Raw genomic sequence first — 26,064 nt, 5'->3', positions numbered from 1 at the left:
GCAGGGCAAAAACGCAGCGTTGCGCCGAAAACCGCACCGCTGCGGGCGGGCGCCTCAGGGTCGCATCGTCCTCGGCTCCGGCAGGCTTTAACGCGCCGAGCGGTAATCTTGGGGTATGGACTGGAAGACAGACTGGGGGCTCCGTGGACGAATGGGGTTCACGATGTTCCTCCTCTTCGCCCTCTACGTCGTGTTCATCGGCGTCCTGATCGAGGTGTTCAACGTCGGGATCATCTTCACGCTCGCGATGTTCGGCGCGTTCTCGCTCGCGCAGTACTTCTTCAGCGACAAGCTCGCGCTCCGGAGCATGGGCGCTCGCGAGGTCGACCCGGACGAGTACCCGGACCTCCACCGCCGGATCGAGCGCCTGAGCCAGCAGGCCGACCTGCCGAAGCCGACCGTCGCGGTCGCGAACACCCGCGTCCCGAACGCGTTCGCGACCGGCCGGAACAAGAAGAACGCGACCGTCGCGGTAACGACCGGACTGTTGGAGAGCCTCGACGAGGACGAGCTCGACGGCGTGCTCGCCCACGAGCTCGCCCACGTCAAGAACCGCGACGTGATGGTGATGACCATCGCGTCGTTCCTCTCCACTATTGCCTTCTTCATCGTGCGGTGGGGGTGGCTGCTCGGCGGCGACAACCGGCAGGGAGCGCCCGTCATCGTGGCCATCGTCGCGTCGCTTCTGGTGTGGGTGATCTCGTTCCTGCTCATCCGCGCGCTCTCGCGGTACCGCGAGTACTCCGCCGACCGCGGTGCGGCGCTCATCACCGGGAAGCCCGGAGCGCTCGCCTCGGCGCTGATGACGATCGACGGGCGGATGGACCGGGTGCCCGAGGAGGACCTCCGCGAGGAGGCGGAGATGAACGCGTTCTTCATCATCCCGATCAAGGCCGGTTTCGTCGGCAAGATCGCCTCCACGCACCCCTCGACGGAGAACCGCATCGAGAAGCTCCGCGAGCTCGAAAAGGAAATGGAAACGGCCTGAGACGGGTTCGGATCGCGATTTTTGCTCGGTCGTGTATACGTCGTTGAGAGCGGATCAACGGCGAACGCTCCCGAAGTCCCGGCAGCTCACTTAGAAACCGCTGAGAGTGGGTCGACGACGAAACCCCCGAAGCCCCGCCCGACCGTGACCGCATCCTCACGCCTCCCCAGCCTCGTCGCTGGCGCCCTCCGCTTCGCTCCGGGGCCAGCGACTCCCTCGCGCGTACTCCTCGCGGCCGCCGCTTCGCTCCGGCCGCTCGCAGGCACGCGCCACCGACTCGTTCACTTCTCGATGATCGCGGAAGGATCGCACCGCTGGTCGGTGTGAGCGGACTGAGGGGAGTAAGCCCCCTTCGGTTCGTCCCGACATTCGGCTGAGCGTCCGCGCCGCGGCCGGACTACCTTGTGGCGCGGACTTGCACCGGCGAGGATTCGCCGTTCCATCCGTTCCCGCCCGTCTCGGACGCGGCGGAGCCACGTACGACGTGGGAAACCCACGTACCCTCTCCGGGTTAACTCCCTTCCCTTGCGGGTCGGTTCGCGCGGATCATCGGTCGGGGCGGGGGGTGTCGTTGCTGTTCCAGAGCCAGCCGTCTCCGACTCCGGGCGTGTGCCCGGTCGCCTGTCCGGCCGGTGGGGGGACTTTCCTCATGCCGGAGGCACGGGAGTCGGGCTCCCTCTGTCCGTTCTCCCGTTTCGCCCGCCGGCGAATAAGCGGATCGGTCGGGCGCGTCCGCCGGGCGGAATCTGCGGGGTTCGGCGGAGACGCCGCGAACGCCGCGAGCGCGGTGCCACAAGGGAAGCGTTCAAGTCGCCAGCAACGCAATGGACTCCCATGTCCGAGGCCCAGACCGTTCAGCTGTCGTACGACGACGGTGCACGAGCGGTCGAACTCGCGCGGGAGGCGGTGGAGTCGTTCGTTCGACACGGGCAACGCGAACAGCCCGGAAGCATGCGCGAGGCGTTCTACGCCCGCACCGGCGCTTTCGTTCGGCTCCAGTCGACTCGGGGGCGGGGCCGTCTCCGCGGCTGCGCCGGCGCGTGGGACACTTCCGACCAGCTCGGGCACGCCATCGTTGAGGCCGCCATCAAGGCCGCCTCGGGCGACTCCTGCGGCTCCGAGGTGGAGCCGAAGGAACTCGACAACATCACCGTCTCGGTGTTCGTCGTCTCGAACACTGTCCTCACCAACGATCCCGCTGAAGACCTCGAGATCGGCACCCACGGCGTCTCCGTCGACAGCGGTAACGCGCACGGCTGGCTCTATCCGACGGTCCCCGTCGAGAACGGCTGGTCGGCCGCGGAGTTCCTCTCGCGAACCTGCCGGAAGGCGAAGCTCTCGCCCACCGCCTGGCAGGAGGAAGACACGATGGTGACGCTCATCGAGGGCCAGGTGTTCCGAGAGCGCGCCGACGGCGGCGCGGTCGAGGAGCTGTAGGCCGACCCGCTCGCGCCGGGACATCGCTCGTCCCGGCCCCGTCGTCTCGCAAACCGTTCCTTCCCGCTCGACGCATCCCGTTGAGCCGCGGCGCCCTCTCACTCGTGGTCTGTCGCTCCCTCGCGTCTCGACCGCCGAGCGCAGATCGGCGCCCGCGCTCCGACGGTCCCGCGAACCGGTGGCTTTTTTATGTTTTAGGCTAGCCTAATCTCTATGACTCACACGGTCAACGCAGACGGTCGACCGCCCGAGGGCGGTGATCCGCGGTGACCGTCGAGACGCACGTCGACCGCGCCCGGGACCGGGTGGCGGCCGAACGCGACGCCACGGCGGACGAGCGACGAGCGTACGAGCGGTTCCGATCGGCTCTCGCCTCGATCCCGACCGCCTCGGCGCCGACCGGCGCCGGCGGCGGGGGCGCCGGTTTCGGGAACGGCACCGGCGGCGGGTCGGGACCGAGCGCCGGCGGCGTCCGCGCCATCGCCGGCGCGACGAACGCGGCGTCGACCGACGGCTGTCGCCCGGTCCGCGAGGCGTTCGCCGAGACGGTGCGGCCCCACAGCGTGCCCGACGGTTCCGACGGCGAACCGCTGCTCGCGACCGTCCGCGAGGAACTGGGCGACGCCGTCGCGGTCGCGCTCTCGCCGAAGACGGACCACGATTTCACCCGCCCGGTCGCGTCGGCGATAGCGTCCGCCGTCGACGACCGGCTCGCGGAGCTCGCCGTGTTCGACCGGACCCTCGAACGCGAGGCGGCGTCGCTCCGGTCCGCTGGCGAGACGGTCCGTGAGACCACCGACTGGCTGTCGACCGCGGATGAGACGCCCCTCTCCGCGCTCGGGTTCGACGCCCTGCGTCGCCGCCACGAGGCGCTCGGCGGGCGGATCGAGGCCTGCGAGGCGCTGCTGGCGGAGCGGCAGGCCGACCTCGATCGGGCCGCCAGCCGCGGCGCCGCGGTCGGCGTCCGACAGCGATCGACCGTCGCGTACCTGTACGACGACTTCACGGTGTCGTACCCCGTCCTCTCGACCGTCGCGCGCCTCGTCGAGACGCTCCGCGAGTGCCGGCGGGCGGTCCGCGACCACCTCGTCCGGAGGGCGTAACCGTGTCCGACTCACCGCGCCGCGTCCGAGCCCGCGGCTGGGCGTGGGCCTGTCTCGGCCTGTTCGGCGACCCGGACGGCGCCGACTCGGGCGCCACCGGACCGGACGACGACGCGCCGGACGACACCGGGTGACGCGCGGCCCGAGCCGGTCTCTCCGACCGCGCCCCTCCGTGCGACAAACTACTCGTCGTCCCCGTACCCCACCGCCTCCGCGTCCGCGAGCGCCCGCTCCGTCGACGCCGACAGGTCGAGGGCCTCGTCGGCGACGACCTCGCCGTCGCGGATCACGGGCTCCATGAGCGACTCGGCGCCGTCCGGGCCAGAGCGTCCCGCGAGCCCGACCGCGTGAGCGCCGTCTTCGGTGCGGTAGACGGACTTCGCGCCCGAGAGTTTCCCGCGCTTGGCCGCCGGCTCGCCGTCGACGGCGACGAGGTCGAGCGCGAAGTCGACCGGGTCCGCGTTGGAGACGTACCCGCCGACGCCGAACCCGTCGGCGAGGTCGCGCAGGTCTCGGAGGTCCGCGGGGCCGAGCCCGCCGGAGACGTACACGTCCACGTCCCCGTGGCCCCGGGCCTCGAGTTCCCACTGGACCTCGCGGACGATGTGTCGGAAGTCGCCGCGCCGGGACCCGGTCGTGTCGAGCCGGACGCCGTCGAGGTCGTCGCCGAGCGTCCCGACCGCGCGGAGGACCTCGTCGACCTCGTCGGAGTAGGTGTCACACAGCGCGATCCGGGGCGCGTCCCCCGGCACGCCATCGTCGTAGGCGCGCCACGCGGCCTCCTGCTCGCCGCGGCCGAAGCAGATGGCGAGCGCGTGGGGCATCGTCCCGGACGCCTCGCGGCCGAGCAGCTCGCCGGCCGCGACGTGCGAGAACCCGTCGAAGCCGCCGACGAGCGCGGACCGCTCGACCGCCGCGGCCATCGCGGGGTGGACGTGGCGCGCGCCGAACGAGAGCACCGAGGAGTCCGGCGCGGCGACCCGACAGTCGAGCGCCGCCGTCGCCATCCCGGACGCGTGCGAGAGGAAGCCGAGCAGCGACGTCTCCAGCCGCGCGAACGCCGCGTACGGCCCCTCGATCCGCATCACCGGCCCGCCGTCGAACAGCCGCCCCTCCGGGATCGCGTCGACGTCGACGCCGCGGCCGGCCAGCAGCTCGACGGCGTCGCCGAGGCCGGCGAACAGCTCGAACTCCCCGTCCGGGAACTGGTCCGCGGTCACCTCGGCGACGACGCGCGGGTTCCGCCCCGCCGCCTCCAGCGCCGCCTCGGTCCGCTCGAAGTACGCGTCGGTCGCGCGGCCCTCCCGGATCGCGGCCGCGTCGACGATGTCGAACTCACTCATGCTCGACGGTTCGGGCGCGGAGACGAAAAGCCACCGTGTCGCAGCGAGCGCGCGATGATCCCCGGCGGATCAGTTCACGTAGATCGCCGTGCGAACAGCCCGAGCGCCGCCATAACGGCGACGAGCGTCGCTGCGACCCCGAATCCGGGAGTACTGCCGGCGGTGTCGCCGCTCTCGTTCCCGTCGTCGCCCTCGTTCGCCCTGTCGCCGCTCTCGTTCCCGTCGTCGCTCCCGTTCGCCCTGTCGGCGCCGTCAGTTCCGTCGCTCACGTCGCCGTCGTCGCCGCTGTCGCTCCCGCCGTCACCGCCGTCGGCCCCGTCGCCCGCGTCCGGGAGCGCGAGGTCGGCGTCCGGCCGGAGTTCGAGGACGCCCGCCGGCGAGGGCGCGTGGGTGATCGTCACGCTCGTCCCGTCACGCTCGACGCCGTACGCGCCGGGGAAGTCGCTCTCCTCGCCGATCTCGTACACGGTCCCCTCGGCGTAGTCGCCGTCGCCGTGCGCGGTCAGCATCCGCACGTAGGCGTCGCGGAACGCCGCGGCGTCGCCCTCTGTCTGCCACTCGGTCGCCCAGACGTAGCCGTCGCGCTCGCCGTTCCGGTAGGGGTACAGCTCGTCGCCGGCCCACCCCTCGGTCACGGGGTGCGCGTAGTTGTACAGTCCCCGGGTTTGGAGCTCCGCGTCGGTGCGGAAGTGGACGTTGTAGTTCTCCGCGGGGGACCGGTCCGGCTCGAGCACCGAATACTCGTATCCGCCGTCGAACCGCACCCCGGCGCTCTGGTACCAGAACATCACGAACATCGACGCCTCGCCCGCTGTCTCCGCGCCGTCGACCCCCTGGTCCGCGTACGTCTCCCACCCGCCGGTCGCGGTGTCCTCGAAGCTCACGCTGCGCTCCTCGTAGTCGGGGTCCCGGTGGATGACCTCAGCCGTCGACGCCGGCGGGTCGTTCATCGTCTCGTTGACGGCGGCCCAGCCACCCTCGTCGCGCAGCTCGCGGACGTACAGCGCGCCGTCGCCGTACGGCTGGAGGACGGTCTGGAGAATGCCGAAGTTGAAGTCGGGCACGTCGCCGCCGCCCCCGCCGCTCTCGGGCGGCTCGGCGCAGGTCCAGTTGTCGGCGCAGCGGGCGGCGTACCGCTCCTCGACGTGGACCGCCTCCCCCTCGACGATCCCGTCGACTGCGAGGTCGCTGTCCTGCGTCGCGCCGACGTAGCGCGGGTCAGTGAGGTCGTGGTACTGGTCTTGCATCGCGTGGAGGAGCTCGTGCGCGAGCGTGGAGGGGTCGATATCCGGCGACTCGCCGTCGGGGACGACGATGACGATCCGGTCCGCCGTCGGCGAGTAGAAGCCAGAGACCGCGCCGCCGAACACCGAGTCGATCTCGCTGTTGGCGTTCGCGTCGTCGCCGACGACGAACAGCGCCTCCCACACCTGGTCGTTCCAGCGCCGGAACGCCTCGGAGCTGTTCCCGCTCGCCGTGCCGTTGAGGTACTCGCCCCGGGTGACCGTCTCGACCGGCACGTCCTCTCGGAAGGGGCGCTGACGGACGTGTTCGACGCGCGCCATCGTCAGGTCCGTCAGCGCCGCCAACTGCGTCTCGTTGAGCCCGTCGGTCTCCGCGAAGTCAACCGACTCCTCGTAGTGGGTCCCGTTCCAACAGCCCACCAGTTCGGTGCCGTCACCAGGACCGCACTCCTCGGCCGACGCGGAGGGCACGGCGTCGGACGTCACGGGGCCGTTCCCGGCCGACTCGGCGGGGACCGCGCCGGCGTCGGGGGCGGCGGCGACGCCGGCGGTGAAGGCGACACATAGGACGGCGACCGCGGCAACGATCGCGGCCGCGGTCGAGGGGCTGAGAACCCGTCGCATACGAGATTTATCGGCCGCCCCGGTAAGTAGTTTGTCGGTTCCTTCGGCGCCGCGGCCGGCAGATTTTTTCCTGCCGTGTCGGCGGATCGCCGCGCGGACCCCGCGGAACGGACGACGGTTTTTGCCCCCTGCGCGCTAACCGCCGGTATGGCGTTCGATCCGACAGCAACCGCGGTGGTCGTCGTCGACATGCAAAACGGGTTCTGTCACCCGGACGGGAGCCTCTACGCCGAGCCGAGCGAGGCGGCGGTCGAGCCGGTGACGACGCTCGTCGACCGCGCCCGGGAGGCCGGCGCGAGCGTGGTCTACACCCGCGACGTCCACCCGCCCGAGCAGTTCGACGAGACCCACTACTACGACGAGTTCGACCGGTGGGGCGAACACGTCGTCGAGGGGTCGTGGGACGCCGAACTCGTTGCCGACCTCGACGTGCGCGACGACGACCACGTCGTCGAGAAGCACACCTACGACGCCTTCTACCGGACGGACTTGGAGGGGTACCTCGAGGCGCACGGCATCGACGACCTGCTGATCTGCGGCACGCTCGCGAACGTCTGCGTCCTCCACACGGCCGGGAGCGCGGGCCTCCGGGACTACCGCCCGGTCGTCGTCGAGGACGCGCTCGGCTACATCACCGAGGACCACCGCGAGTACGCGGTCGACCACGCCGAGTGGCTGTTCGGCGAAACGGCGACCCGCGACGAGGTCGCCTTCGCCGCCGAGTAACCGGCGGCGAGCGTTCCGGATGTCGAACGTTCCTGATTTCCGTAATTATCGCGCGCGGAAATCGGCGTGTAATCCTTTTTACCGCTCGCCGAAACCGCAGGGTATGGACATCTCTCGACGGGGCGTGCTCGGCGGCCTCGGCGCGGTCTGTGCGGTCGGCGCCGTCGGCTTCGCGGGCGCGACGGCGGTGACGGACGGCGAGGCGGCCGGCGGCATCGGCGGCGACGGTCCGGGACCGACGGGCGGCGCGTCCGCCGACGGAGGGGGCGGGTCCGGTCCCTCGTCGGCCGGCGTCGATCCCGACGCGCCGTTCGTCGCGCGGGTGACCGGCGACGACGGGACCGACGCGCTGCTGTTCGACGCGAGCGACCTCGACCGCGTCAAGGGCGTCTTCTCCCAAGACGGCGAGTACCTCGTCCAGGTCGTGCTCTCCGAGGCGGGGATCGAGTCGTTCCGGAGCCGCCTCGACGAGGCGGGGGCGACCGACGACCCGGCGGCGTTCGTGGTGTCGATGACGCTCGACGGGACCGAGGTGCGGCGCGTCGAACTCGACGGGGAGACGGTGGGGGCGCTCACCGGCTCCGAGTGGGGGGGCGTGTTAACCCTCCCGTTCGACGAGGAGACGGTCGCTCGCTCGGTGTACGACCGACTGGCGGACGAGTAACTCGCTTCCGGGGCGCCCTCGACGACTGACTGGTCAGGTATCTCGACGCGGTGAACGGTGGATAGGGTTTTGCCTCTCGACCGCGTGTGTCTGCCGTGAGCGATGCCCCCGCGGACGACGGCGGTCGCCCGTGTCCGGTCTGCGAGACCCCGATGTACCACCGGCACTGTAAGTACGTCTGTCCGGCGCACGGCGTCGTCTACGACTGTAGCGACACGTTCTACTGAGCCGTCGGTCGCGCCGCGCGCCGCGCCGATCGCCGGCACGGCCGGGGTCGATCGGCACCCGAACTGTGTCGTGCGAACTGTTATGTTCTTGGAGGCCGACCTTTCTTTTATGATGGGCGACCCGTACGTGACCCTCCTTGCCGACCCACCGAGGTCAGCATGGTAGAGCAAAAGCAGGTTGCCCGGAGCAAGCGGATCCAGCGCCGCACCGGGAAGACCTTCCACGTCGCCACCCGGCTACTGCCGCAGCGGATTCGTCACCCGACGTACGTGCTGTACGGTTTCTTCCGGATCGCCGACGAGGTCGTCGACGCCGAAGACACGGCGCCCCCCGCCGAGCAGCGGGCCGAACTCGACCGGCTCCGGGCGGCCGCGCTCGGCGAGGAGCCGACCGACGACCCCGTGTTGGAGGCGTTCTCCGAGGTGCGCGAGCGGAACGGCATCGCCGACGCGGACGTTCACTCGTTCGTGGACGCGATGGAGAGCGACATCGACACCGACCGCTACGAAACCTACGCGGACCTAGAGGCGTACATGGACGGCTCCGCCGCCGCCGTCGGGCGGATGATGACGTCGATCATGGACCTCGATCCGGAGGAGGAGGCCGAGGCGCTCCCGCACGCCACGAAGCTCGGCGAGGCGTTCCAGATGACGAACTTCCTCCGGGACGTCCGCGAGGACGTCGTCGAGCGCGACCGGATCTACCTCCCCCTAGAGACCCTGCGGCGCCACGGCGTGAGCGAGCAGCAGATCCTCGACTTGGAGTTCGACGAGGATGTCGCGGCCGCGATCCGCGAGGAGATGGCCCGCACGGAGCGCCTCTACGAGGAGGGCGTCGCGGGGATCAAGTACCTCCCCGAGGACTGCCAGCTCGCGGTGCTGCTCGCGGCGGTGCTGTACGTCGACCACCACCGCCTCATCCGGAACCTCGGGTACGACACCGTCTCGACGACCCCGGAGCTGTCGCTCACCCGGAAGCTGTCGCTGCTGGTCCGCACCCGCTGGAAGTGGCAGTGGAACCGCGACCCCGAGGCGGTGTTCTACGACATGTGTACCGATTTCGACCCCAGCCGCGAGTCCCACGGCCACGGACCCCACGGCACGGGCGTTCCCCAGACGGACTGAGCGCCCGTGGACCGCTCCCGGTTCGTCGCCCTCGCGTTCGCCGCGTTCGGTCTCGTGTTCGTCTCCTTCCTCATCCGCGGCACGACCCGACTGGTGGCGCCCTACGGGGTCGCCGTCGCCGCGTCGGCGCCCGTCCTCTTCGCGGCGGCCGGGCTGCTCGCCGGTCTCGTCGTCCTCGCCCTCCTCGATCTGACGGGTATCCGCCCGCTGACGTGAGCGTCGACGGCCCGCCTTGTCCGGTCGGCCGTGGCACCGCCAGCGCCGCCCGAGTCGGAACGCCCTTGCCGCGTCGACCCCCACGAAGCGTATGGACGTAAGAACCGTCGCGGACCTCTCGCCGGCCGAGCGCCGCGCCTTCTTCGAGCGCGACGCCGGCGTCGAGGGGGTCCGCGAAGACGTGCGGGAGATCGTCGAGCGGGTCCGCGAGGAGGGCGACGTCGCGGTCCGCGAGTTCGCCGAGGAGTTCGACGGGATCGCCGTCGGCAACATCGACGTGACGGACGACGCGGCGCGGGCGCACGACGAGCTGGCCGACGCGGACGACCCGGTCCTCGACGCCGTCCGCGAGGCCGCGGCGAACGTCCGCGAGTTCCACGAGCGGCAGCGCCCGGAGGACTGGCGCGACGACTTCGGCGGCCGGGAGCTGGGGCGGCGGTTCCGTCCGATCGACCGGGTCGGCGTGTACGTGCCCGGCGGCGCGGCCGCGTACCCCTCCAGCGCGCTGATGGGGATTATCCCCGCGGTCGTCGCCGGCGTCGACCACGTCGCGGTCGCCACGCCGCCGGCGGCGGATCTGAACCCGGTCACCCTCGCGGCGATCCACGAGGCGGGGGCCGACGCGGTGTACCAGGTCGGCGGCGCGCAGGCCGTCGCCGCGCTCGCCTACGGCACGGAGACGGTGACGCGGGTCCAGAAGATTGTGGGCCCCGGGAACAAGTGGGTCACGGCCGCGAAGTCGATCGTCCAAGGCGACGCCGAAATCGACTTCCTCGCCGGCCCGAGCGAGGTGCTTGTCCTCGCGGACGAGACGGCGGACCCCGCCCTCGTGGCGGCCGACCTCGTCGCGCAGGCCGAACACGACCCGAACGCCTCCGTGGTCGCGGTCACGGACGACGCCGACCTCGCCGCGGCGGTCGCTGACGCGGTCGAGGCGCAGGCGGCCGAGCGTGAGCGCGAGGAGACGATCCGGGCCGCGCTCGACAACGAGGCCTCCGGCGTGCTCCACGCGCGGTCGATGCCCGAGGCCGTGCTGTTCGCCGAGGAGTACGCCGCCGAACACCTCTCGATCGTGGCCGACGACGACGAGGCGCTTCTCGACCGGATCACCAACGCCGGCTCCGTCTTCCTCGGCCCGTACTCCCCCGTCGCGGCCGGGGACTACGCGGCCGGGACGAACCACGTGCTGCCGACGAACGGCGGCGCGAAGCGCTACGGCGGGCTCTCCGTCGACACCTTCCTGCGGTCCTCGACCGTCCAGCGGCTTGACCGCGACGCCCTCGACGACCTCTCGGAGACGGTCACGACGCTCGCCGACGCAGAAGGGCTGGAGGCGCACGCCGAGAGCGTGCGGAAGCGGTTCCAGTAACTCGCCGTCCCGTCGCTTCTCCGCTCCCCGGCCCCGCCTGACTCGGAGCGGACGCCCCCGCCTCCAGAGCAGTATATACCGTTATAGATCGATCCGAACGGGTATGAGACGGTCTGTCCCCTCACGGTGTGTCCTACCCCACTACGGAGAAGTCTAGACGGCCATATTCGGCTCATAGCAGGCTTCTTGCCCCGGAAAAGGCGTCTCCAATTCGTAATGGTGGAAGACAGCGGTCAACGGCGGGAGTCGAGTTCGCGGCGTAAGTTCATTCTGGCCGGCGGGGCGATCGGGATCACCGGTCTGGCAGGCTGTTCCGGCGGGAGCGGAGACGGCGAGGCCGGCGCGGGCCTCGATTCGGGCAGCGAGGACGGCGACGGCGGCGACGGCGGATCAAGCGACCCGATGCTCGCGGACGCCTCGGAGTTCGATCCCGCCGAGCCCGGCTGGGAGGAGAACAACTACCTGATGACGGCGGTCTCGGAGAACGACTACTTTCAGGGGAGCCAGACGGACCTGGAGAACATGCGGAACCAGGACGTCGACGAGATCGCTCACGGGAACCCGCCACGGGAGCTGCCAGACGACGAGAGCGAATGGGTCGATCCCGACCCACTTATTTTCGTGGACAAGCCCGGCGAGTCCGGCCAGACGCAGTACCAGGATACCATCCAGCCGTTGCTGGACCGGCTCGAGGAGACGACGGGCCGGACGGTCGAGTGGCAGCCCGTCGACTCCAACGCGGCGACGGTCGAGTCGTTCCGGGCGGGGCGCGGACATCTGGGCGATATCTCGACCGGGACGTCCGCCTTCGGGGTCAACCTCGGCGGCGTCGTTCCGTTCGCGGTCCCGAGAAGTCCCTCCGGACAGTTCGGCTACCGGCTGCTGGCGATCACCCGCGACGACGAGCATGACATCCAGTCCGTCAACGACTTCGCGCGCGACGATGTCACAGTCACGCACTCCGAGCCGGCGTCGAACTCCGGCAACCAGGCGCCGTCGGCGCTGTTCGACCAGTTTTTCGACGTGACGGCCGGAGAGGACTACGAGAGGGAGTTCTCGGGCGGCCACGACCAGACCGCCCGCGGCATCGCGGCCGGCGACTACGACGCCGGGCCGATCTGTAGCACCTGCGTCGACGACCTCGTCCAGTCGACGGAGGACATCGACTACGACGACTTCAAAGTGGTCTGGGCGAGCAACCCGTTCCCGCCGGGTCCGATGGTCCACCGCTACGACCTTCACCCGGACATCGTCGAAGGGATCAAGGAGGCGACCATCGGGACCGACTGGACGGACACCGAGTACGCCGAAAACACCGGTGAGGCCGAGTACGTCGAAATCGACTACAAGAAGGTGTTCAACGACATCCTGATCATCCAGCGGTACAACGGCGTCGAGTACGAGAGCGGGAACCTGTAACGATGCTCGAAACGGAGAAGCTCGGAAAGACGTACCCGACCGGCGACGAGGCGCTCAGCGACGTCTCCGTGCGGATCGACGGCCGCGAGGTCGTGGCGATGATCGGCCCGAGCGGGGCCGGCAAGAGCACGTTCGTCCGATGTGTCAACCGGCTAGTCGAGCCGACGGCGGGAAGTATTCGCCTCGACGACACGGAGCTGACGGCGCTGGACGACGACGGGCTGCGGAACGCGCGCCGGAACATCGGCATGGTGTTCCAGGAGTACAACCTCGTCGAACGGCTCACCGTGATGGAGAACGTGCTCTCCGGGCGGCTCGGCTACGTCTCGAACTGGGCGGCGCTCCGGCGGAACTTCCCGCCGGACGATGTCGAGCGCGCCTACGAGCTGCTGGACCTCGTCGGACTCAACGGCATGGAGAACAAGCGGGTCGACGAGCTCTCGGGCGGGCAGCGCCAGCGCGTCGGCATCGCGAGGGCGGTCGTCCAGGAGCCGAAGATTCTGCTGGCCGACGAGCCGACCTCCAGCCTCGACCCCGAGACCTCCCGCGACGTAATGGAGCTGCTCACCGACATCGCCGAGGACCGCGACGTGCCCGTGCTGATCAACATCCACGAGGTTGACCTCGCGGAGGCGTACGCGGACCGAATCCTCGGGCTTCACGCCGGCGAACTCGTCTTCGACGGGCCGGCGAGCGACCTCACCGACGAGTCGAAGGGCGTCATCTACCGGGGGGAGGAGCCGCCGGAGTCGGCCGTGACCGACCCGGACTGGCTGTCGGGGGCGAACGATGACTCGGGTTCGAACGGTGAGTCGAGCGCGCGGAACGGGCAGGATGCCGGTTCCGACCGCCTGCCCGCGGAGGACTGACCCGTGGCGACCGAGTCGTCCTCGCCGGCCGGGTCGGCGGGCGCGGCGGACAGACGGACGTGGCGACGGCCGACCGCGTTCCGGAACCGGTACACAAAGTGGGCAGTGTACGGGGCCGTCCTCGCGCTCGTCGTCTGGTCGGTGGCGAGCCTACAGATCACCCTCGGGCGGTTCCTCTCGGGACTCGGCTACGGCTACGAGCTGATCGACTCGATGCTGCCGCCCGAGACCGGCAGCGAATACACGCTCAGGCTGTTTGACCGCATGATCGAGACGATCGCGATGGCGATGGTCGCGACCGTCGCCGGGATCGCGATCAGCCTGCCGGTCGCGTTCGGAGCGGCCGAGAACATTTCACCGAAGCCGACCTACTACCTCAGTCGCGGTATCATCAGCGCCACGCGTGCCATCGACGGACTGATCGTCGCGATCGTCGCCGTCATCGCGCTCGGGTTCGGCCCGCTCGCGGGGATCGTCGCGATCAGTTTCAAAACGATCGGCTTCTTTTCGAAGCTGTTCGCCGAGGACTTGGAGGATATCGACATGGGTGGCGTCGAGGCAGTCCGGGCGACCGGCGCCTCTCGGTTCCAGAGCCTCGTCTACGGGGTCGTCCCGCAGGTCGTTCCGCGCTTCGCCGGGCTCGCCGTGTACCGCTGGGACATCAACATCCGGTCGTCGACGATCGTTGGGATCGTCGGCGCCGGCGGGATCGGCGTCCTCCTCCAGCGGGCCTACCAACGGTACGAGTACGACTACGTGGCGGCAATTCTCATCGCGATCATCGCGGTGGTCCTCGTCGCCGAGTTCGTGAGCGCCGTCGTCAGACGGAGGGTCCAGTGATGGCGGGCGCCACGCGAGAGTGGAGCCGGTTCGACGCGCGAGAGCGGCTCTTCCGGATCGGCGGTGCGCTCGTCGCCGTCGCCGTCGTGGTCGGCTCGTGGGAGTGGCTCGACATGAGCCTCCAGTACGTGACCACCGCGCCGGCGCAGGTCGGTGACCTCTTCGGGCGGATGGTCCCGCCGGACTGGGGCTACCTGCCGAACGCGGTCGGCCCGCTCGCCGAAACAATACAGATCGCCGTCGTCGGGACGATCGCGGCGGTGATGATGGCGGCCCCGGTCGCGTACATCTCCGCCGAGAACACGACGCCGAACCGGGCGACGTACGCGCTCGGGAAGCTCATCGTCACGGTCTCGCGGTCGGTCCACACGATCGTCTGGGCGCTGCTGTTCGTCGTGATGCTCGGGCCGGGCGCGCTCGCGGGCACCGTCGCGACCGCGGTCCGGTCGATCGGGTTCCTGGCGAAGCTCCTCGGCGAGGAGATCGAGGAGATCGACTTCGGGCAGGTGGAGGGGGTCCGGGCGACCGGCGCGAGTCCAGCCCAGCTGCTGATCTACGGGATCGTCCCGCAGATCAAGCCGGCCTTGGTCGGGCTCAGCGTGTACCGGTGGGACATCAACGTCCGCGCGGCGACGATCCTCGGGTTCGTCGGCGCCGGGGGGATCGGCGTCCAGCTGTTCGAGGCGATCGACTCGTTCGCGTGGCGGACGGTGTCGGCGCTGCTGATCGCCATCCTCGGCGTCGTGCTGGTGAGTGAAGGCGTGTCGGCGTACGCTCGACGGAAAGTGCGCTGATGCCGACCGCGAGGCGGAGCGACACGCGAACCGACGACAAAACGGAACCACACATGACAGCGATTCACGATACAGACGACCGGAACGACCGAGCGACCGACGGAGTCGTCCTCTTCGACATGGACGGCGTGATTCTCGACGGCTGGGGGACCGACGACGTCGTTCACAGCCGCGCGCTCGACGACGTGCTGGAGGAACGGGACCTGCGGGTGACCGGGGACCTCCGGCGTCCGCTTGAGACGCACGCGTACGACGACGACTTCCGAGGCGCCTGCGAGGAGTTAGGCGTCGATCCCGCGGCCCTGTTCCGGGCCCGCGAGGAGCGCGGCGCGAAGCGGTCCGTCGCCCGGCTCGCGGCCGGGACGAGACGGCTCTGCCCCGACGTCGACGCGATCGGCGAGATCGCCGAGCGCGTCCCCGTCGGGCTCGTGAGCAACAACTACCACCCGACCGTGGAGTTCGTCGTCGACCACTTCCGGCTCGACGCGTTCTCGTTCGCCCGCGGCCGCGACCTCGGTCCGGAGGGGTTCCGCCGCCGCAAGCCGGACCCGCACTACCTGAACGAGGCGCTCGACGCGCTCGACGCGAGCGCGGGGCTCTACGTCGGCGACCGCGCCACCGACGTGATCGCCGCCGAACGGGCCGGACTCGACGGCGTGTTCCTCAGGCGCGAGCACAACGCCGCCCTCGATCTCGATGTTGAGCCGACCGCGGAGATCGACACCCTCCGCGACCTCGTCGGCCTCGTCGAGACGACGCCGTGACCTGGTGAGCGACGCGTCCCCCGCAGAAACGGTTATCTCGCGTAGCGTCGTCTCGAAGGTATGTTTCCGTCGCCGCTGACGCTGTTTGAGGGATTCTCCGCGCTGGAGGCGACGGTGGCGGTCCTCGTCGTCTCGGTCGCCGGCGCCTTGGCCATGGAGTTCGTCGTCCTCCGGGTCGCCCGCCGCTACGTCTCCCACACGGACACCGGCTACGACGACATCGTCCTCTCGTCGCTCCGCGCCCCGCTCGTCGTCACCGCCGCGCTCGCGGGAGTGTACGTGCTCACGCAGGTGCCGTCGGTCCGGACGTCGGTGCTCGTCGAGCCGCGGCTGCTCGACGCGGTGTTCGGGCTGCCGTCGCTGTCGGTGATCGTCCTCGTCTGGGCGTACGCGGCCAACGGCGTCGTGAACCGGCTCGTCGCCGCGGTCAACGCCGAGGGCGGCCGGTTCGACTTCGCGCCCGTCTTCTCGAACGTCTGGACGCTCGCGGTGCTGGTCGGGAGCGCCGGGACCCTGCTGTGGCTGTGGGGCATCGAGATCACGCCCCTGCTCGGTGCGGCGGGCGTCGCCGGCATCGCGGTCGGCTTCGCCGCGAAGGACACCGTCGCGAACTTCTTCGGCGGGATCGCGCTGTACTTCGACGACACCTACAAGATCGGCGACTACATCGTCTTGGACGACGGCACGGCGGGCACCGTGATCAAGGTCGGCGTGCGCTCGACGACGCTGCTCACCCGCGACGAGGTGTTGGTGACGGTGCCGAACGCGGCGCTCAACGCCTCGAAGGTGACGAACGAGTCTGCGCCCCGGCGCCGCCGCCGCGTCCGGGTCCCGATCGGCGTCGCCTACGGGACGGACGTGGACGCCTTCGAGGCGCTCGCGATGGATGTCGTGGGAGCCGAGCCGCTGGTCCTCGACTCCCCGAAGCCGCGGGCGCGGTTCCGGTCGTTCGGCGACTCGTCGCTCCAGTACGAGATCCTCTGTTGGGTGAACGGGCCCACCCGTCGCCGCCGCGCGCAACACGAACTCAACCGGGCGCTGTACGTGGCGCTCGGCGACGCGGGCATCGAGATCCCGTACCCGAAACGCGACGTGACGGTCAGCGGGGCCGTCGGACCCGCGGCGGCCGCTCGCGACGGCGCGCCCGATCCCGAGCAGGAGCCGAACACTGACGCGGATCCGAGCGCGGACGCGGATTCGAGCGCCGACGCAGCGACCTGACCGGTCGCTCCCGCCGGCAGGGTTTTGAGTGTCGACGCCGAACGCGTTCGCATGAGTACCGAACCGGCCGACACCGGGACCGAGGAGAACGACCCGGCGATCGAGGTGACGCCGGACGCCGCCGAGGAGGCGCTCTCGCTCTTGGAGGGCGAGGGACTCGACACCGACATCGCCGGACTGCGACTGTTCGTCCAGCAGGGCGGCTGCGCGGGGCTGTCCTACGGGATGCGCTTCGACACCGAGCCGGAGGAAGACGACCTCGTCGTGGAACACCACGACCTCCGGGTGTTCGTCGATCCCGCGAGCAAGAACTACATCGGCGGGAGCACGCTCGACTACGAACACGGGCTTCAGGCGGCCGGCTTCGAGGTCGAGAACCCGAACGTCGTCTCCGAGTGCGGCTGCGGCGAGTCGTTCCGCACGTAGCGGTTCCCCGCCGTCACCGGGGCGGTTCCGGCCTCCGCTTCGTTTCCGTTTTCCCCCGACCGTCGAGTCCGCCGCTTAAGTCGCTCCGCCGGGTAGCGAGAGGTATGACGCTGGAAGCGACGACGACACCGGACGGGGAACGCGTGTACACCGACCGGTCGCGCACGGAGCGCGGCGCGGACGGCCCCTTCTACCTCGTGTTCGCGGACGAGGCGGGGGAGTCCCGCTGGGGGTTCCGCTGCGGCAACTGCGGGTCGTTCGACACCGCGATGGACACGATGGGCCGGATCCAGTGTACCGAGTGCGGAAACCTCCGGAAGCCCGACGAGTGGGACGCGGCCCACGAGTGAGCCTCCGGTGACGGGACGCGCCCGCGGCTCTCCGCGGTGTTCTCGGCCGCACCGCCGGTTCTCTCTGCCCGAAATCGTGAGAAAGTTTATCACGGATGGTGCCGAACTTCGAGGTAGATGGCCACTGTGAGCATCCCCCCGACGACCGAGGCCAGAGACGTCTTCCGCGAACTGGGTTACACCGTCTCCGAGGGCGGACGCGAGTTCGTCGCGGAGCGCAAGTGGCGGCGCGTCCTCGTGACGGTGCTATGTCTGGACGACGACGACCTCGACCCGTATCTCGCAGACGGGGGCGACACACCGCGACTCCGGTGTTTCGTCACGTGGCGCGACCGCGCGGCCGACCTCCAAGAGCGGCTCGTCGCCTCGAAACCCCCCTACGACTGGGCGGTCATCGGCATCGACCACGACGGCGAGGACTTCGCGGTGATGGAAGGCGCGCCCGGAAGTCCGTAGGGGTCCTCCAGCCACGGGCCCGTCCCGCGACGCCTATTTTTATCCCCCCATGCGTCCTACCAGCACGTGACATGGTCTTCAAGAAGATCACGCTGATCGGGACGAGCGAGGAGAGCTTCGACGCCGCGGCCGACGACGCCATCGACCGCGCCGAGGACACGCTGGACAACGTCTACTGGGTCGAGGTCGAGGAGTTCGGCGTCGAGTTGGACAGCGCGGCCGACCGCGAGTATCAGGCGGAAGTCGAGGTCGCGTTCGAACTGGAGGGATAAGCGGTAGGCGGTTTTTTGATTCGCTCGTAGCTCCGAGCGGCGGCGCCGCCCGATTATAGATTGGTCTCGACGGATCGCCGTCGAACACCACCGAAGCCCCAGCCGCGAGGGCTCGCTGCGATCGCTGCGCGCCTCCGTCGGTCACTCCGTCCCCTCCCTCGGTGCTTGCGTCGCGCGCCGTCGCGGCTGCCCCTTCGAGTCCCGCCCGCCCACACCACAACCGCACCGCACGCCTCCCCAGCCTCGTCAGCCGCCGTCGCTTCGCTCCGGCAACTGACTCCAGCGAGGGACCGAAGGTCCCTCTGGCAGCCGGCGCGTAGCGCCGGCGACCTCGCGCGCGCTGGCTTCGCGGCCTGCCGGCGGCTCGCAGGCACGCGCCACCGCGACGGTCGTTTACAACCGATACCGCGGCGGTCACCTATTTACCCGCCCGTGCCCACGACCCGGCAATGACCGCTTCACGCGCGCCGGCCGAGCCGGCGGTCCGGGAGTTCGAAGCGACGGTCGACCGCGTCGACGGCCGCGAGGTCGTCCTCGACGAGACGTACTTCTACGCCGAGTCCGGCGGCCAGCCCGCCGATCGGGGGACGCTCGACGGCCACCTCGTCGACGACGTGACCGAACGGGGCGGAGACGTGGTCCACGCGCTCGACTCCGACGCCGACCCCGACCTCGCGCCCGGTGACGAGGTCACGGGCTTGGTCGACGACGCGTTCCGGACCTACTGCGCCCGCGCACACACCGCCTCCCACGTGCTGTACGGGGCCGCGCGCCGGATCGCCGAGGACCTCGGCTACGCCGGCTTCGACATCTCCGAGACGAAGGTCCGCGTCGACCTGACGACCGCCGAGCCGTTAGACGACGGCGACCTGATCGAGTTAGAGCGGCTCGCGAACCGCGCCGTCTAGGACTCGCTGCCCGTCTCGTGGGCGACCCACTCGGCCGAGGCGGCCCGAGATGTCGACGGGATCGCGTTCAACACGAAAACGGAGGAGGGTGCGATGAGCGGCGGCGCGGTCCGGGTCGTCACCGTCGGCGACGCGGACGACCCCTGGGACGTCGCCGCCTGCGGCGGGACCCACGTCGAGAACACCGCTGAGATCGGGCCGATCGCGGTGCTGGACCGGTCGAACCCCGGCGAGGGCGTCACCCGCGTCGAGTTCGCCGTCGGCCCGACCGCCATCGACGAGCTCGGCGCGGTCCACGCCGCCGCGCTCGACGCCGCGACGACGCTGGACGCGCGCGTCGGCGACCTCCCCGACGCGGTCGACCGCCTCCGCGAGGAGGCCGACCGGCTGGAGGCGGACCTCCGCGAGGCGCGCGGGGACCTGCTCGCCGCCCGCCTGCGCGACCTCCCGACGACCGAGGTCGACGGCGCGCGGTGGGCGGTCGGGACCGTCGACGACGCCGACCCGAACGAGCTCCGGGAGCCGGCGACCGCGCTCGTCGGCGGCGACGCCGACGCGGACGACGGCCCCGACGCCCTCGCCGCGATCGGTGCGGGTGACGCCCCGTTCGTCGTGGTCGCGGCCGCGGAGGACACGGCCGTCGACGCGGGCGACATCGTCGGCGCGATAACCGCCGAGTTCGGCGGCGGCGGGGGCGGCGGCCCGACGTTCGCGCAGGGCGGCGGCCTCGACGCCGACCCCGCGGCCGTCGCGGCGTGGTTCCGGAAGCGATGACGGGCAAGCTGGGACCCGACGCGCTCGCCGCGGCGCTCGCGGCGACCGGCGCGCCAGACGCCGCGGTGGCGCAGGGGCCGGCCTACGGGGAGGACGCGGCCGCGATCGACCTCGGCGACGCCGCCGAGACGCTTGTCGTCGCGGCCGACCCGCTGTCGCTCGCGGCCGAGTCGGTCGGGACGCTCGCGGTCCACGTCGCCTGTAACGACGTCGCCGCGAGCGGGGCCGACCCGCGGTGGCTCACGCACACGCTCTTTTTACCCGACGGCGATCCCGACCGCCTCCGGACCGTCGTCGACCAGGTCGACGCGACGGCGCGCGAGCTCGGGTGCGCGGTCGTCGGGGGCCACACCGAGGTGCTCGACGCGCTCGACCGCCCGCTCTGCTCGATGACGGCGATGGGGACGACGGACCGCTTCGTGTCGAGCGGCGGGGCTGAGCCGGGCGACCGCCTCCTTCTCACAAAGGGGGCGGCGATCGAGGCGACGGCGATCCTCGCGACCGACTTCCGCGAGGAGTGCCGCGCGGCCGGCGTCCCGGCCGCGACGCTCGACGCCGCCGCCGGCTTCCTCGACGAGGTGAGCGTCGTCCCCGACGCGGCCGCGGTCCGGGACGCCGCGAGCGCGCTCCACGACCCGACAGAGGGGGGCGTCGCGACCGCCCTCGTCGAGATGGCCGCGGCGAGCGACTCGGTCTTCGCCGTCGAGCGCGACGCGGTCCCCGTCCGCCCCGAGACGCGCGCCTGCTGCGACGCGCTCGGCGTCGACCCGCTCGCGACGTTCGGCTCCGGCGCGCTGCTGGCCGCGGTCCCGCCGGACCGGGTCGACGACGCGCTCAACGCCCTCGACGCGGTCGGGGTCGGCGGCGCGGAGATCGGCTCGGTCGAGGGGGCTGCGGGCGACGCCGCGGGCTCGGGCGACGCCGCGGACCCGGCTCGCCCCGCGGGAACCGTCCGAATCGACGGCGAGCCGCTCGCCGAGCCGCCCCGCGACGAGCTGTACCCGCTGTGGGAGGCGCGCGAGGCGGAGGAGTAGGCGCGTCACCGGCGCCGGTGCCGAAGCCGTCCGGGACGCCGGGTCGGGCGGTCCCGCCGATCGCTCACCTTTTTCGGTGAGGGACCGAAGTCGGTGACATGACCGGAGCACGCGTCGGCTCGGCGCTCACCGACGAACAGCAGGCGGTCCGCGACCTCGTCGAGGAGTTCGCGGCCGAGGAGGTCCGACCGACGGCGGCCGAAGCCGACGAGACGGAGACGTTCCCGGAGGACGTGTGGGACGGGCTCGCGGAACTCGGCCTGACGGGGCTGACGGTCCCGGAAGCGTACGGCGGGTTCGGCGCGGGGAAGACGACGTACGCGGTCGCCAACGAGGCGCTGGCGCACGGGTCCCTCGCGGTCGCGACGGCCCTGTCGGTCCACTGCCTCGCCACCTCCTGTATCGCCGAGTTCGGCAGCGAGACCCAGCGCGAGACGTGGCTCCCCGAGATGGCGGAGACGGGCCGCCCGGTGGGCATGTTCTGTCTCTCCGAGCCGCACGCGGGCTCGAATCCCGCGGAGATGTCGACGACCGCGACGTATGACCCCGAGACCGACGAGTACGCGCTCAACGGCGAGAAGCAGTGGATCACGAACGGGAAGCGCGGCGGCGTGGCCGTCGTCTTCGCGAAGGTCGACGACGAGGCGCACGACCCCGACGACGACGCGATCACGCAGTTCCTCGTCCCCGCCGACACCGAGGGGTTCGAGGTCGGCAAGAAGGAGGAGAAGCTGGGCCTCCGGGCCTCGGACACGACCGGGATCACCTTCGACGACTGCCGCGTCCCCGCCGCGAACCGTCTCACCGAGCCGGGAAAGGGGCTCTCCGCCGCGTTCCGGACGCTCACCGAGGGCCGGATCGGCATCGCGGCGCAGGCGGTCGGCGTCGCGCAGGCGGCGCTCGACGAGGCGAAATCCTACGCCGAGGAGCGCGAGCAGTTCGACCGACCGATAAGTGACATCCAGACGATCCGGCACAAGCTCGCGGAGATGTCGACCGACGTGTCGGCGGCGCGGCTGCTCGTCCGCGAGGCGTGCCGGCAGGCGGAGGCGGGCGAGGACTATCGCGTCGCCGCATCGAAGGCAAAGTACCGCGCCAGCGAGGCCGCGATGTCGGTGACGAACGAAGCGATCCAGATCCACGGCGGCTACGGCTACACGACCGAGTTCGACGTCGAGCGCCTCTACCGCGACGCGAAGATCACGGAGATATACGAGGGGACGACCGAGGTCCAGAAGACGATCATCGCCCGCGGGGTGTTCGGCGAGTGACCGACGGTGACGGGTCTCAGTTCGCCGCCTACGACGCGGTCGTCTACGACCTCGACGGGACGCTCGTCGAGCTCGCGGTCGACTGGGACGCGGTCGCCGACGCGGTCCTCGACGTGTACGCCGAGCGCGCCCTCATCCCCCCGACTGAGGAGCTGTGGGGCCTCCTCGGCGCGGCCGACGAGTACGGGATCCGGGCTGAGGTCGAGGAGGCGATCGCGCTCCACGAGCGCCCCGGCGCCCGCGAGTCGACCCGGCTCCCGCTCGGGGACCGACTCGCGGCCGCGACCGCGGACGACGAGTCCGCGGACCCACACCCCCCGGCTGGCGTCTGTTCGCTCAACTGCGAGGACGCGTGCCGCATCGCGGTCGAGACGCACGGCCTCGGCGACGCGCTCGTCTCGGGCGCGATCGTCGGCCGCGACACCGTCGGAAGCCACAAGCCCGACCCGGCGTCGCTGCTCGCGGCGATCAACCGCCTCGGGGAGGCCCCGGAGGACACCCTGTTCGTCGGCGACTCGCAGAGCGACGCGGTCACCGCCGAGCGCGGCGGCGTCGACTTCGCGTGGGTCTCGGAGCTGCTCGCCGAGTAGCGACTCGCACCGCGCCGCCCGCGGGTCAGTCGATCTTCTCCCCCTCGTCAGTCTGTTCGTCGGTCGGCTCGGTAGACTCCGGCTCGGCGTCTCCGGCGTCAGCGTCGGCGTCCCGTTCCGCGCTCGCGTCGGCGTCGCTGCCAGAGCCGCCGTCGCCGGCCTCGGCGCGCCGCGCGTACAGCGCGACAGCGACCGCGGTGACGAACCAGATGGGCGCGCCGATCCGGACCGCGAACGCGGCGCGCGCGCCCCACGTCTCCAGCGTCACGAGCGTCGACAGCAGCGCCGCGGCGGGCGCGCCGACGAGGATGGTGACGACGAACGTCGTCTGCATCACCCACGCGTAATCCACCCCCTCGTACTCGGCCCGCTCGACTGGTTGCACGCGACCGACTCGGCGGCCGAGCGGCAAATCGGTGGCGGTCGGCGGCGGTACCGGGGTCGCGCCGCCGCCCGGCCGCGCCGCCCCGCCTTTCCGGTTCCCGACGATTTTACGGCGTCGCGCGGGTGACTCCGAGGTATGACCACGACGCGGGGACTGCGGGAGGGCGACGATCCGATCACGATGTTGACCGCATACGACGCCCCGACGGCGGCGATCGTCGACGAGGCGGGGATCGATGTCGTCCTCGTCGGCGACAGCATGGGCAACGCCGCCCTTGGCTACGACTCCACGCTCCCCGTCACGCTCGACGAGGTGGCGAGCCGGACCGCGGCGGTCGCGCGCGCGACCGGGGACGCGCTGGTCGTCGCCGACATGCCGTTCCTCTCGTTCGGCGTCGACGAGGCCGAGTCCGTCCGCAACGCGGGTCGACTCCTAAAACAGGCGAACGCGGACGCCGTGAAGATCGAGAGCGGCCCCCACACCGTCGACACGACCCGTCGCATGACCGAGGTCGGGATCCCGGTGATGGCGCACCTCGGCCTGACCCCGCAGCACGTGAACCGGCTCGGCGGCTACACCCGACAGGGGACCGAGCAGGACGCCGCCGAGGAGATCATCGACCTCGCGGGCGCCCACGCCGACGCCGGGGCGTTCGCGCTCGTGCTGGAGCACGTGCCGGCGAACCTCGCGGGCGCGGTGACCGAGGCGCTGGATATCCCGACGATCGGCATCGGCGCGGGCCCCGACTGCGACGGACAGGTGCTCGTGATCAACGACGCGGTCGGGCTCGGGGAGTGGTCGCCGCCGTTCGCGAAGCAGTTCGGCGACGTGCGCGGCGAGATGGTCGACGCCGTCGAGGCGTACCGGGATGCCGTGACGAGCGGCGAGTTCCCGGCCGAGGAGCACTCGCACGTCGAGGAGGCGCTAGAGGACCTGTACTGAGGCCGCTCGATCGTCCGGGGTCAGACCGGGAAGAACCCCAGCACCGTCGGTAGTTCGTTCGGGTCCACCTGCGTCACGGTGACGTAGAGGACAGTGAAGATCACGGCGTTGTGGAGGCCGTGGAGCAGCGCGGGGACGACGAGGTTCTCGGTGTACTCGTACACCGCGCCGAACACGAGGCTCGGCACGAACAGGATCGAGATCGTCGTCAGGCGCGCGGAGAGCCCGCCGGTCAGCGCCATCACGTGGATGGTCGCGAAGATGGCGGCCGCCAGCGCGATCGACGGGGCGGCCGGCAGCGACTCGCGGAGGCGCCCCTGGACGACTCCCCGGTAGAGGATCTCCTCGCAGGGCCCGATGACGAGGAACGACGCGGCGACGAACAGCGGGATGATCGCCGGATTCCCCATCGCCAGCTCCGCGCTCTGGTTCGCCGCGGTCTCCGTCCCGAGCAGCTGGACGATCGTCGAGACCACGAGGATCAGGATCAAGATCACGACCCAGCTGCCGAGGACGATCCCGATCTCCTTGAGGCTCGGCACCCGGACGCCGAGGTACGAGACGATCCCCTCGCGGTCGAAGCCGCGCCACGCGAGGTAGCCGACCGCGAGCCCGCCGAACGCGACGTACTGGCCGAACACCAGCGTGAGGACCACGCTCGCGACGAGCGAGAGCCCCCCGGTCAGCGAGTCGATCGCGAAGACGGCGACCCCGCTCGCGAGCGCGATGACCGGGCCGAGGACGCCGAGGAGGAGGGCCGTCGCGACCGCGACGCCCGGGGAGCCGGCGCCCCCGCCCGACCCGTCCGCGTCGCCGACGGCGTCCGGCCCGACGTCGTCGAACTCGTCCGAGACGCCGCCGTCCGTGGCCCGGTCGCCGCTGGAGGGATCTGTCATTGCCCCGCGTAGGGGCCGCCCGGCAAAATGGTTGTCCGTGTCGGAATCGACGACGGCGCGGTATCGTTCCGAGACGGCGACGGTGCGATATCGCGCGGAGACGGCGGCGCCACGACGCCGTGCCGAAACGGCGACGGCGCCGAAGGCGGGTCCCGACCGCCTACTGGTGGAGCAGCTCGTACCACAGCACCGCGGTGACGGCCCGCCCGTCGCGCAGCTCGTCGTCGACGACCGCGGTGAGCAGGTCGTCGTACGGCACCGTCTCGACCGCGATCGACTCGTTGTGGTCCAGCTCCCGCTCGGCGGTCGGCTCGCAGCCGGTCGCCAGCACGTGGTGGTGGACCGCGTTCGCCATCCCGTTCGTGGGCTCGACGGTCGTCAGCCGCTCGAACGCGTCCGCCTCGTACCCCGTCTCCTCGGCGAGTTCGCGGGCCGCGGCGCGCTCGACCGCGGCGGTCGTCGGCTCTCGGCCCGCGGGGCCGCCGTCCCCCGCCGCCCCGTCTTCCGGCTCCATCGTCCCGGCGGGAATCCCGCGGTTCACCCGGCCGACGGCCTGTCGCCACTCGTCGATGACGATGACGTCGCCGTCGGGCGTCAGCGGCAGCACGACGACCGCCGGCGGCTCGTCGACGTAGTGGAACCCGTCCGTCTCGCCGTCCGGGAAGCGCACCTCGTCCCGGCGCACGTCGAAGCCGGGGCAGGCGTAGTCGATGTCGCTGTCAAGCGTCTCCCACGCGAGGTCGGCGGAATCGTCCATGGATCGCGGTCGTCGCTCGGGGCGTAAATA

29 protein-coding genes, 1 other RNA gene and 1 pseudogene are annotated in these 26,064 nt (G+C 70.9%); 25 read left to right on the top strand and 6 right to left on the bottom strand.

The genetic code is table 11. The features are described from left to right. The first annotated feature begins 115 nt into the window (after nucleotides 1-115). Complete coding sequence (htpX, locus tag EO776_RS13590) at nucleotides 116-988, top strand: zinc metalloprotease HtpX (protein WP_049930122.1); 873 nt, start codon at nucleotides 116-118, stop codon at nucleotides 986-988. Nucleotides 989-1,318: 330 nt separating this feature from the next. On the opposite strand, the gene rnpB is transcribed toward htpX, so the two are convergent. Continuing rightward, nucleotides 1,319-1,671: RNase P RNA component (gene rnpB, locus EO776_RS13585), an RNA gene on the bottom strand. A gap of 151 nt (nucleotides 1,672-1,822) precedes the next feature. Between rnpB and EO776_RS13580 the strand changes: the two genes are divergently transcribed. The 3 genes from EO776_RS13580 (at nucleotide 1,823) to EO776_RS19655 (ending at nucleotide 3,662) form a co-directional block, all read left to right on the top strand. After that, entirely contained in the window at nucleotides 1,823-2,425 is a 603-nt protein-coding gene (locus tag EO776_RS13580; protein WP_086216770.1) for a TIGR00296 family protein, read from the top strand. A gap of 266 nt (nucleotides 2,426-2,691) precedes the next feature. Beyond that, the gene (locus tag EO776_RS13575; RefSeq protein ID WP_100050360.1) at nucleotides 2,692-3,528 is read left to right on the top strand and encodes a DUF7260 family protein; all 837 of its coding nucleotides are present in this window, start codon (nucleotides 2,692-2,694) and stop codon (nucleotides 3,526-3,528) included. A 2-nt stretch (nucleotides 3,529-3,530) separates the two neighbouring features. Further along, nucleotides 3,531-3,662 (top strand): hypothetical protein, encoded by a 132-nt coding sequence (locus EO776_RS19655; RefSeq protein WP_254921841.1) that lies wholly within the window; start codon nucleotides 3,531-3,533, stop codon nucleotides 3,660-3,662. A 48-nt stretch (nucleotides 3,663-3,710) separates the two neighbouring features. Here the strand turns inward: EO776_RS19655 and EO776_RS13570 are convergent, their stop codons facing one another. Both EO776_RS13570 and EO776_RS13565 read right to left on the bottom strand, forming a co-directional pair. Then, nucleotides 3,711-4,871, bottom strand: a complete 1,161-nt coding sequence (locus EO776_RS13570; protein ID WP_094580643.1) for a nicotinate phosphoribosyltransferase — start codon at nucleotides 4,869-4,871, stop codon at nucleotides 3,711-3,713. Between the two features lie 74 nt (nucleotides 4,872-4,945). Then, the gene (locus EO776_RS13565; protein ID WP_100050361.1) at nucleotides 4,946-6,739 is read right to left on the bottom strand and encodes an Hvo_1808 family surface protein; all 1,794 of its coding nucleotides are present in this window, start codon (nucleotides 6,737-6,739) and stop codon (nucleotides 4,946-4,948) included. A 147-nt stretch (nucleotides 6,740-6,886) separates the two neighbouring features. Between EO776_RS13565 and EO776_RS13560 the strand changes: the two genes are divergently transcribed. From EO776_RS13560 to EO776_RS13470, 20 genes and pseudogenes are all read left to right on the top strand, one after another. Continuing rightward, nucleotides 6,887-7,465 carry a cysteine hydrolase family protein gene (locus EO776_RS13560; protein ID WP_094521468.1) on the top strand — a complete coding sequence of 193 codons (579 nt, stop codon included), beginning with the start codon at nucleotides 6,887-6,889 and terminating at the stop codon, nucleotides 7,463-7,465. Nucleotides 7,466-7,568: 103 nt separating this feature from the next. After that, nucleotides 7,569-8,129 (top strand): hypothetical protein, encoded by a 561-nt coding sequence (locus tag EO776_RS13555; protein ID WP_049930130.1) that lies wholly within the window; start codon nucleotides 7,569-7,571, stop codon nucleotides 8,127-8,129. A gap of 95 nt (nucleotides 8,130-8,224) precedes the next feature. After that, complete coding sequence (locus EO776_RS19650) at nucleotides 8,225-8,356, top strand: HVO_2523 family zinc finger protein (protein WP_254921840.1); 132 nt, start codon at nucleotides 8,225-8,227, stop codon at nucleotides 8,354-8,356. A gap of 159 nt (nucleotides 8,357-8,515) precedes the next feature. Beyond that, nucleotides 8,516-9,481 (top strand): phytoene/squalene synthase family protein, encoded by a 966-nt coding sequence (locus EO776_RS13550; RefSeq protein ID WP_086220654.1) that lies wholly within the window; start codon nucleotides 8,516-8,518, stop codon nucleotides 9,479-9,481. A gap of 6 nt (nucleotides 9,482-9,487) precedes the next feature. Beyond that, on the top strand, nucleotides 9,488-9,697 hold the full coding sequence (locus EO776_RS13545) for a hypothetical protein (protein ID WP_049930132.1): 210 nt from the start codon (nucleotides 9,488-9,490) through the stop codon (nucleotides 9,695-9,697). A 91-nt stretch (nucleotides 9,698-9,788) separates the two neighbouring features. After that, nucleotides 9,789-11,066, top strand: coding sequence for a histidinol dehydrogenase (gene hisD / locus EO776_RS13540; protein ID WP_100050362.1), 1,278 nt, complete (start codon nucleotides 9,789-9,791; stop codon nucleotides 11,064-11,066). Nucleotides 11,067-11,282: 216 nt separating this feature from the next. Next, nucleotides 11,283-12,485, top strand: a complete 1,203-nt coding sequence (gene phnD, locus EO776_RS13535; protein ID WP_094521466.1) for a phosphate/phosphite/phosphonate ABC transporter substrate-binding protein — start codon at nucleotides 11,283-11,285, stop codon at nucleotides 12,483-12,485. 2 nt (nucleotides 12,486-12,487) lie between these two features. Beyond that, a complete protein-coding gene (gene phnC / locus EO776_RS13530; RefSeq protein WP_089308376.1) occupies nucleotides 12,488-13,354 on the top strand; it encodes a phosphonate ABC transporter ATP-binding protein in 867 nt (288 codons plus the stop codon). A 3-nt stretch (nucleotides 13,355-13,357) separates the two neighbouring features. Next, nucleotides 13,358-14,194 carry a phosphonate ABC transporter, permease protein PhnE gene (phnE, locus tag EO776_RS13525; RefSeq protein WP_089308375.1) on the top strand — a complete coding sequence of 279 codons (837 nt, stop codon included), beginning with the start codon at nucleotides 13,358-13,360 and terminating at the stop codon, nucleotides 14,192-14,194. Continuing rightward, on the top strand, nucleotides 14,194-14,988 hold the full coding sequence (phnE, locus tag EO776_RS13520; RefSeq protein ID WP_089308374.1) for a phosphonate ABC transporter, permease protein PhnE: 795 nt from the start codon (nucleotides 14,194-14,196) through the stop codon (nucleotides 14,986-14,988). The genes phnE (EO776_RS13525) and phnE (EO776_RS13520) overlap by 1 nt, the downstream gene beginning before the upstream one ends. A gap of 53 nt (nucleotides 14,989-15,041) precedes the next feature. After that, on the top strand, nucleotides 15,042-15,752 hold the full coding sequence (locus EO776_RS13515) for an HAD family hydrolase (protein WP_094521475.1): 711 nt from the start codon (nucleotides 15,042-15,044) through the stop codon (nucleotides 15,750-15,752). 60 nt (nucleotides 15,753-15,812) lie between these two features. Continuing rightward, nucleotides 15,813-16,973, top strand: a complete 1,161-nt coding sequence (locus EO776_RS13510) for a mechanosensitive ion channel family protein (protein WP_094521465.1) — start codon at nucleotides 15,813-15,815, stop codon at nucleotides 16,971-16,973. Nucleotides 16,974-17,024: 51 nt separating this feature from the next. Continuing rightward, nucleotides 17,025-17,399, top strand: a complete 375-nt coding sequence (locus EO776_RS13505) for a HesB/IscA family protein (protein ID WP_094521464.1) — start codon at nucleotides 17,025-17,027, stop codon at nucleotides 17,397-17,399. Nucleotides 17,400-17,503: 104 nt separating this feature from the next. Further along, a complete protein-coding gene (locus EO776_RS13500; protein WP_049930138.1) occupies nucleotides 17,504-17,749 on the top strand; it encodes a DUF5816 domain-containing protein in 246 nt (81 codons plus the stop codon). Between the two features lie 117 nt (nucleotides 17,750-17,866). After that, the gene (locus EO776_RS13495) at nucleotides 17,867-18,205 is read left to right on the top strand and encodes a DUF7116 family protein (RefSeq protein ID WP_094521463.1); all 339 of its coding nucleotides are present in this window, start codon (nucleotides 17,867-17,869) and stop codon (nucleotides 18,203-18,205) included. A gap of 71 nt (nucleotides 18,206-18,276) precedes the next feature. Continuing rightward, entirely contained in the window at nucleotides 18,277-18,477 is a 201-nt protein-coding gene (locus EO776_RS13490) for a dodecin (RefSeq protein ID WP_049930142.1), read from the top strand. 449 nt (nucleotides 18,478-18,926) lie between these two features. After that, nucleotides 18,927-20,159 (top strand): annotated as a pseudogene (locus tag EO776_RS13485) (alanine--tRNA ligase-related protein). Continuing rightward, nucleotides 20,156-21,193 carry an AIR synthase family protein gene (locus tag EO776_RS13480; RefSeq protein ID WP_100050368.1) on the top strand — a complete coding sequence of 346 codons (1,038 nt, stop codon included), beginning with the start codon at nucleotides 20,156-20,158 and terminating at the stop codon, nucleotides 21,191-21,193. The pseudogene EO776_RS13485 and the gene EO776_RS13480 overlap by 4 nt, the downstream one beginning before the upstream one ends. A 98-nt stretch (nucleotides 21,194-21,291) precedes the next feature. Further along, nucleotides 21,292-22,464 carry an acyl-CoA dehydrogenase family protein gene (locus tag EO776_RS13475; RefSeq protein WP_049930144.1) on the top strand — a complete coding sequence of 391 codons (1,173 nt, stop codon included), beginning with the start codon at nucleotides 21,292-21,294 and terminating at the stop codon, nucleotides 22,462-22,464. Continuing rightward, entirely contained in the window at nucleotides 22,461-23,054 is a 594-nt protein-coding gene (locus EO776_RS13470) for an HAD family hydrolase (RefSeq protein WP_176450678.1), read from the top strand. The genes EO776_RS13475 and EO776_RS13470 overlap by 4 nt, the downstream gene beginning before the upstream one ends. Nucleotides 23,055-23,079: 25 nt before the next feature. Here the strand turns inward: EO776_RS13470 and EO776_RS13465 are convergent, their stop codons facing one another. Beyond that, nucleotides 23,080-23,439: a DUF5822 domain-containing protein gene (locus EO776_RS13465; RefSeq protein WP_094494716.1), complete on the bottom strand. Its 360-nt coding sequence runs from the start codon at nucleotides 23,437-23,439 to the stop codon at nucleotides 23,080-23,082. Between the two features lie 135 nt (nucleotides 23,440-23,574). On the opposite strand from EO776_RS13465, the gene panB reads away from it, so the two are divergent. Then, entirely contained in the window at nucleotides 23,575-24,381 is an 807-nt protein-coding gene (gene panB, locus EO776_RS13460) for a 3-methyl-2-oxobutanoate hydroxymethyltransferase (RefSeq protein ID WP_049930146.1), read from the top strand. Nucleotides 24,382-24,401: 20 nt separating this feature from the next. On the opposite strand, the gene EO776_RS13455 is transcribed toward panB, so the two are convergent. Both EO776_RS13455 and EO776_RS13450 read right to left on the bottom strand, forming a co-directional pair. After that, entirely contained in the window at nucleotides 24,402-25,277 is an 876-nt protein-coding gene (locus tag EO776_RS13455; RefSeq protein ID WP_049930147.1) for a CPBP family intramembrane glutamic endopeptidase, read from the bottom strand. Nucleotides 25,278-25,437: 160 nt separating this feature from the next. Further along, complete coding sequence (locus EO776_RS13450; RefSeq protein WP_094521460.1) at nucleotides 25,438-26,034, bottom strand: NUDIX hydrolase; 597 nt, start codon at nucleotides 26,032-26,034, stop codon at nucleotides 25,438-25,440. Nucleotides 26,035-26,064: the final 30 nt, after the last annotated feature.

Source organism: Halorubrum ezzemoulense, from assembly GCF_004126515.1.
Lineage (GTDB): Archaea > Halobacteriota > Halobacteria > Halobacteriales > Haloferacaceae > Halorubrum > Halorubrum ezzemoulense.
The sequence above is the reverse complement of the archived record's forward strand: the minus strand, read 5'-3'. Positions and strand labels throughout refer to the sequence as shown.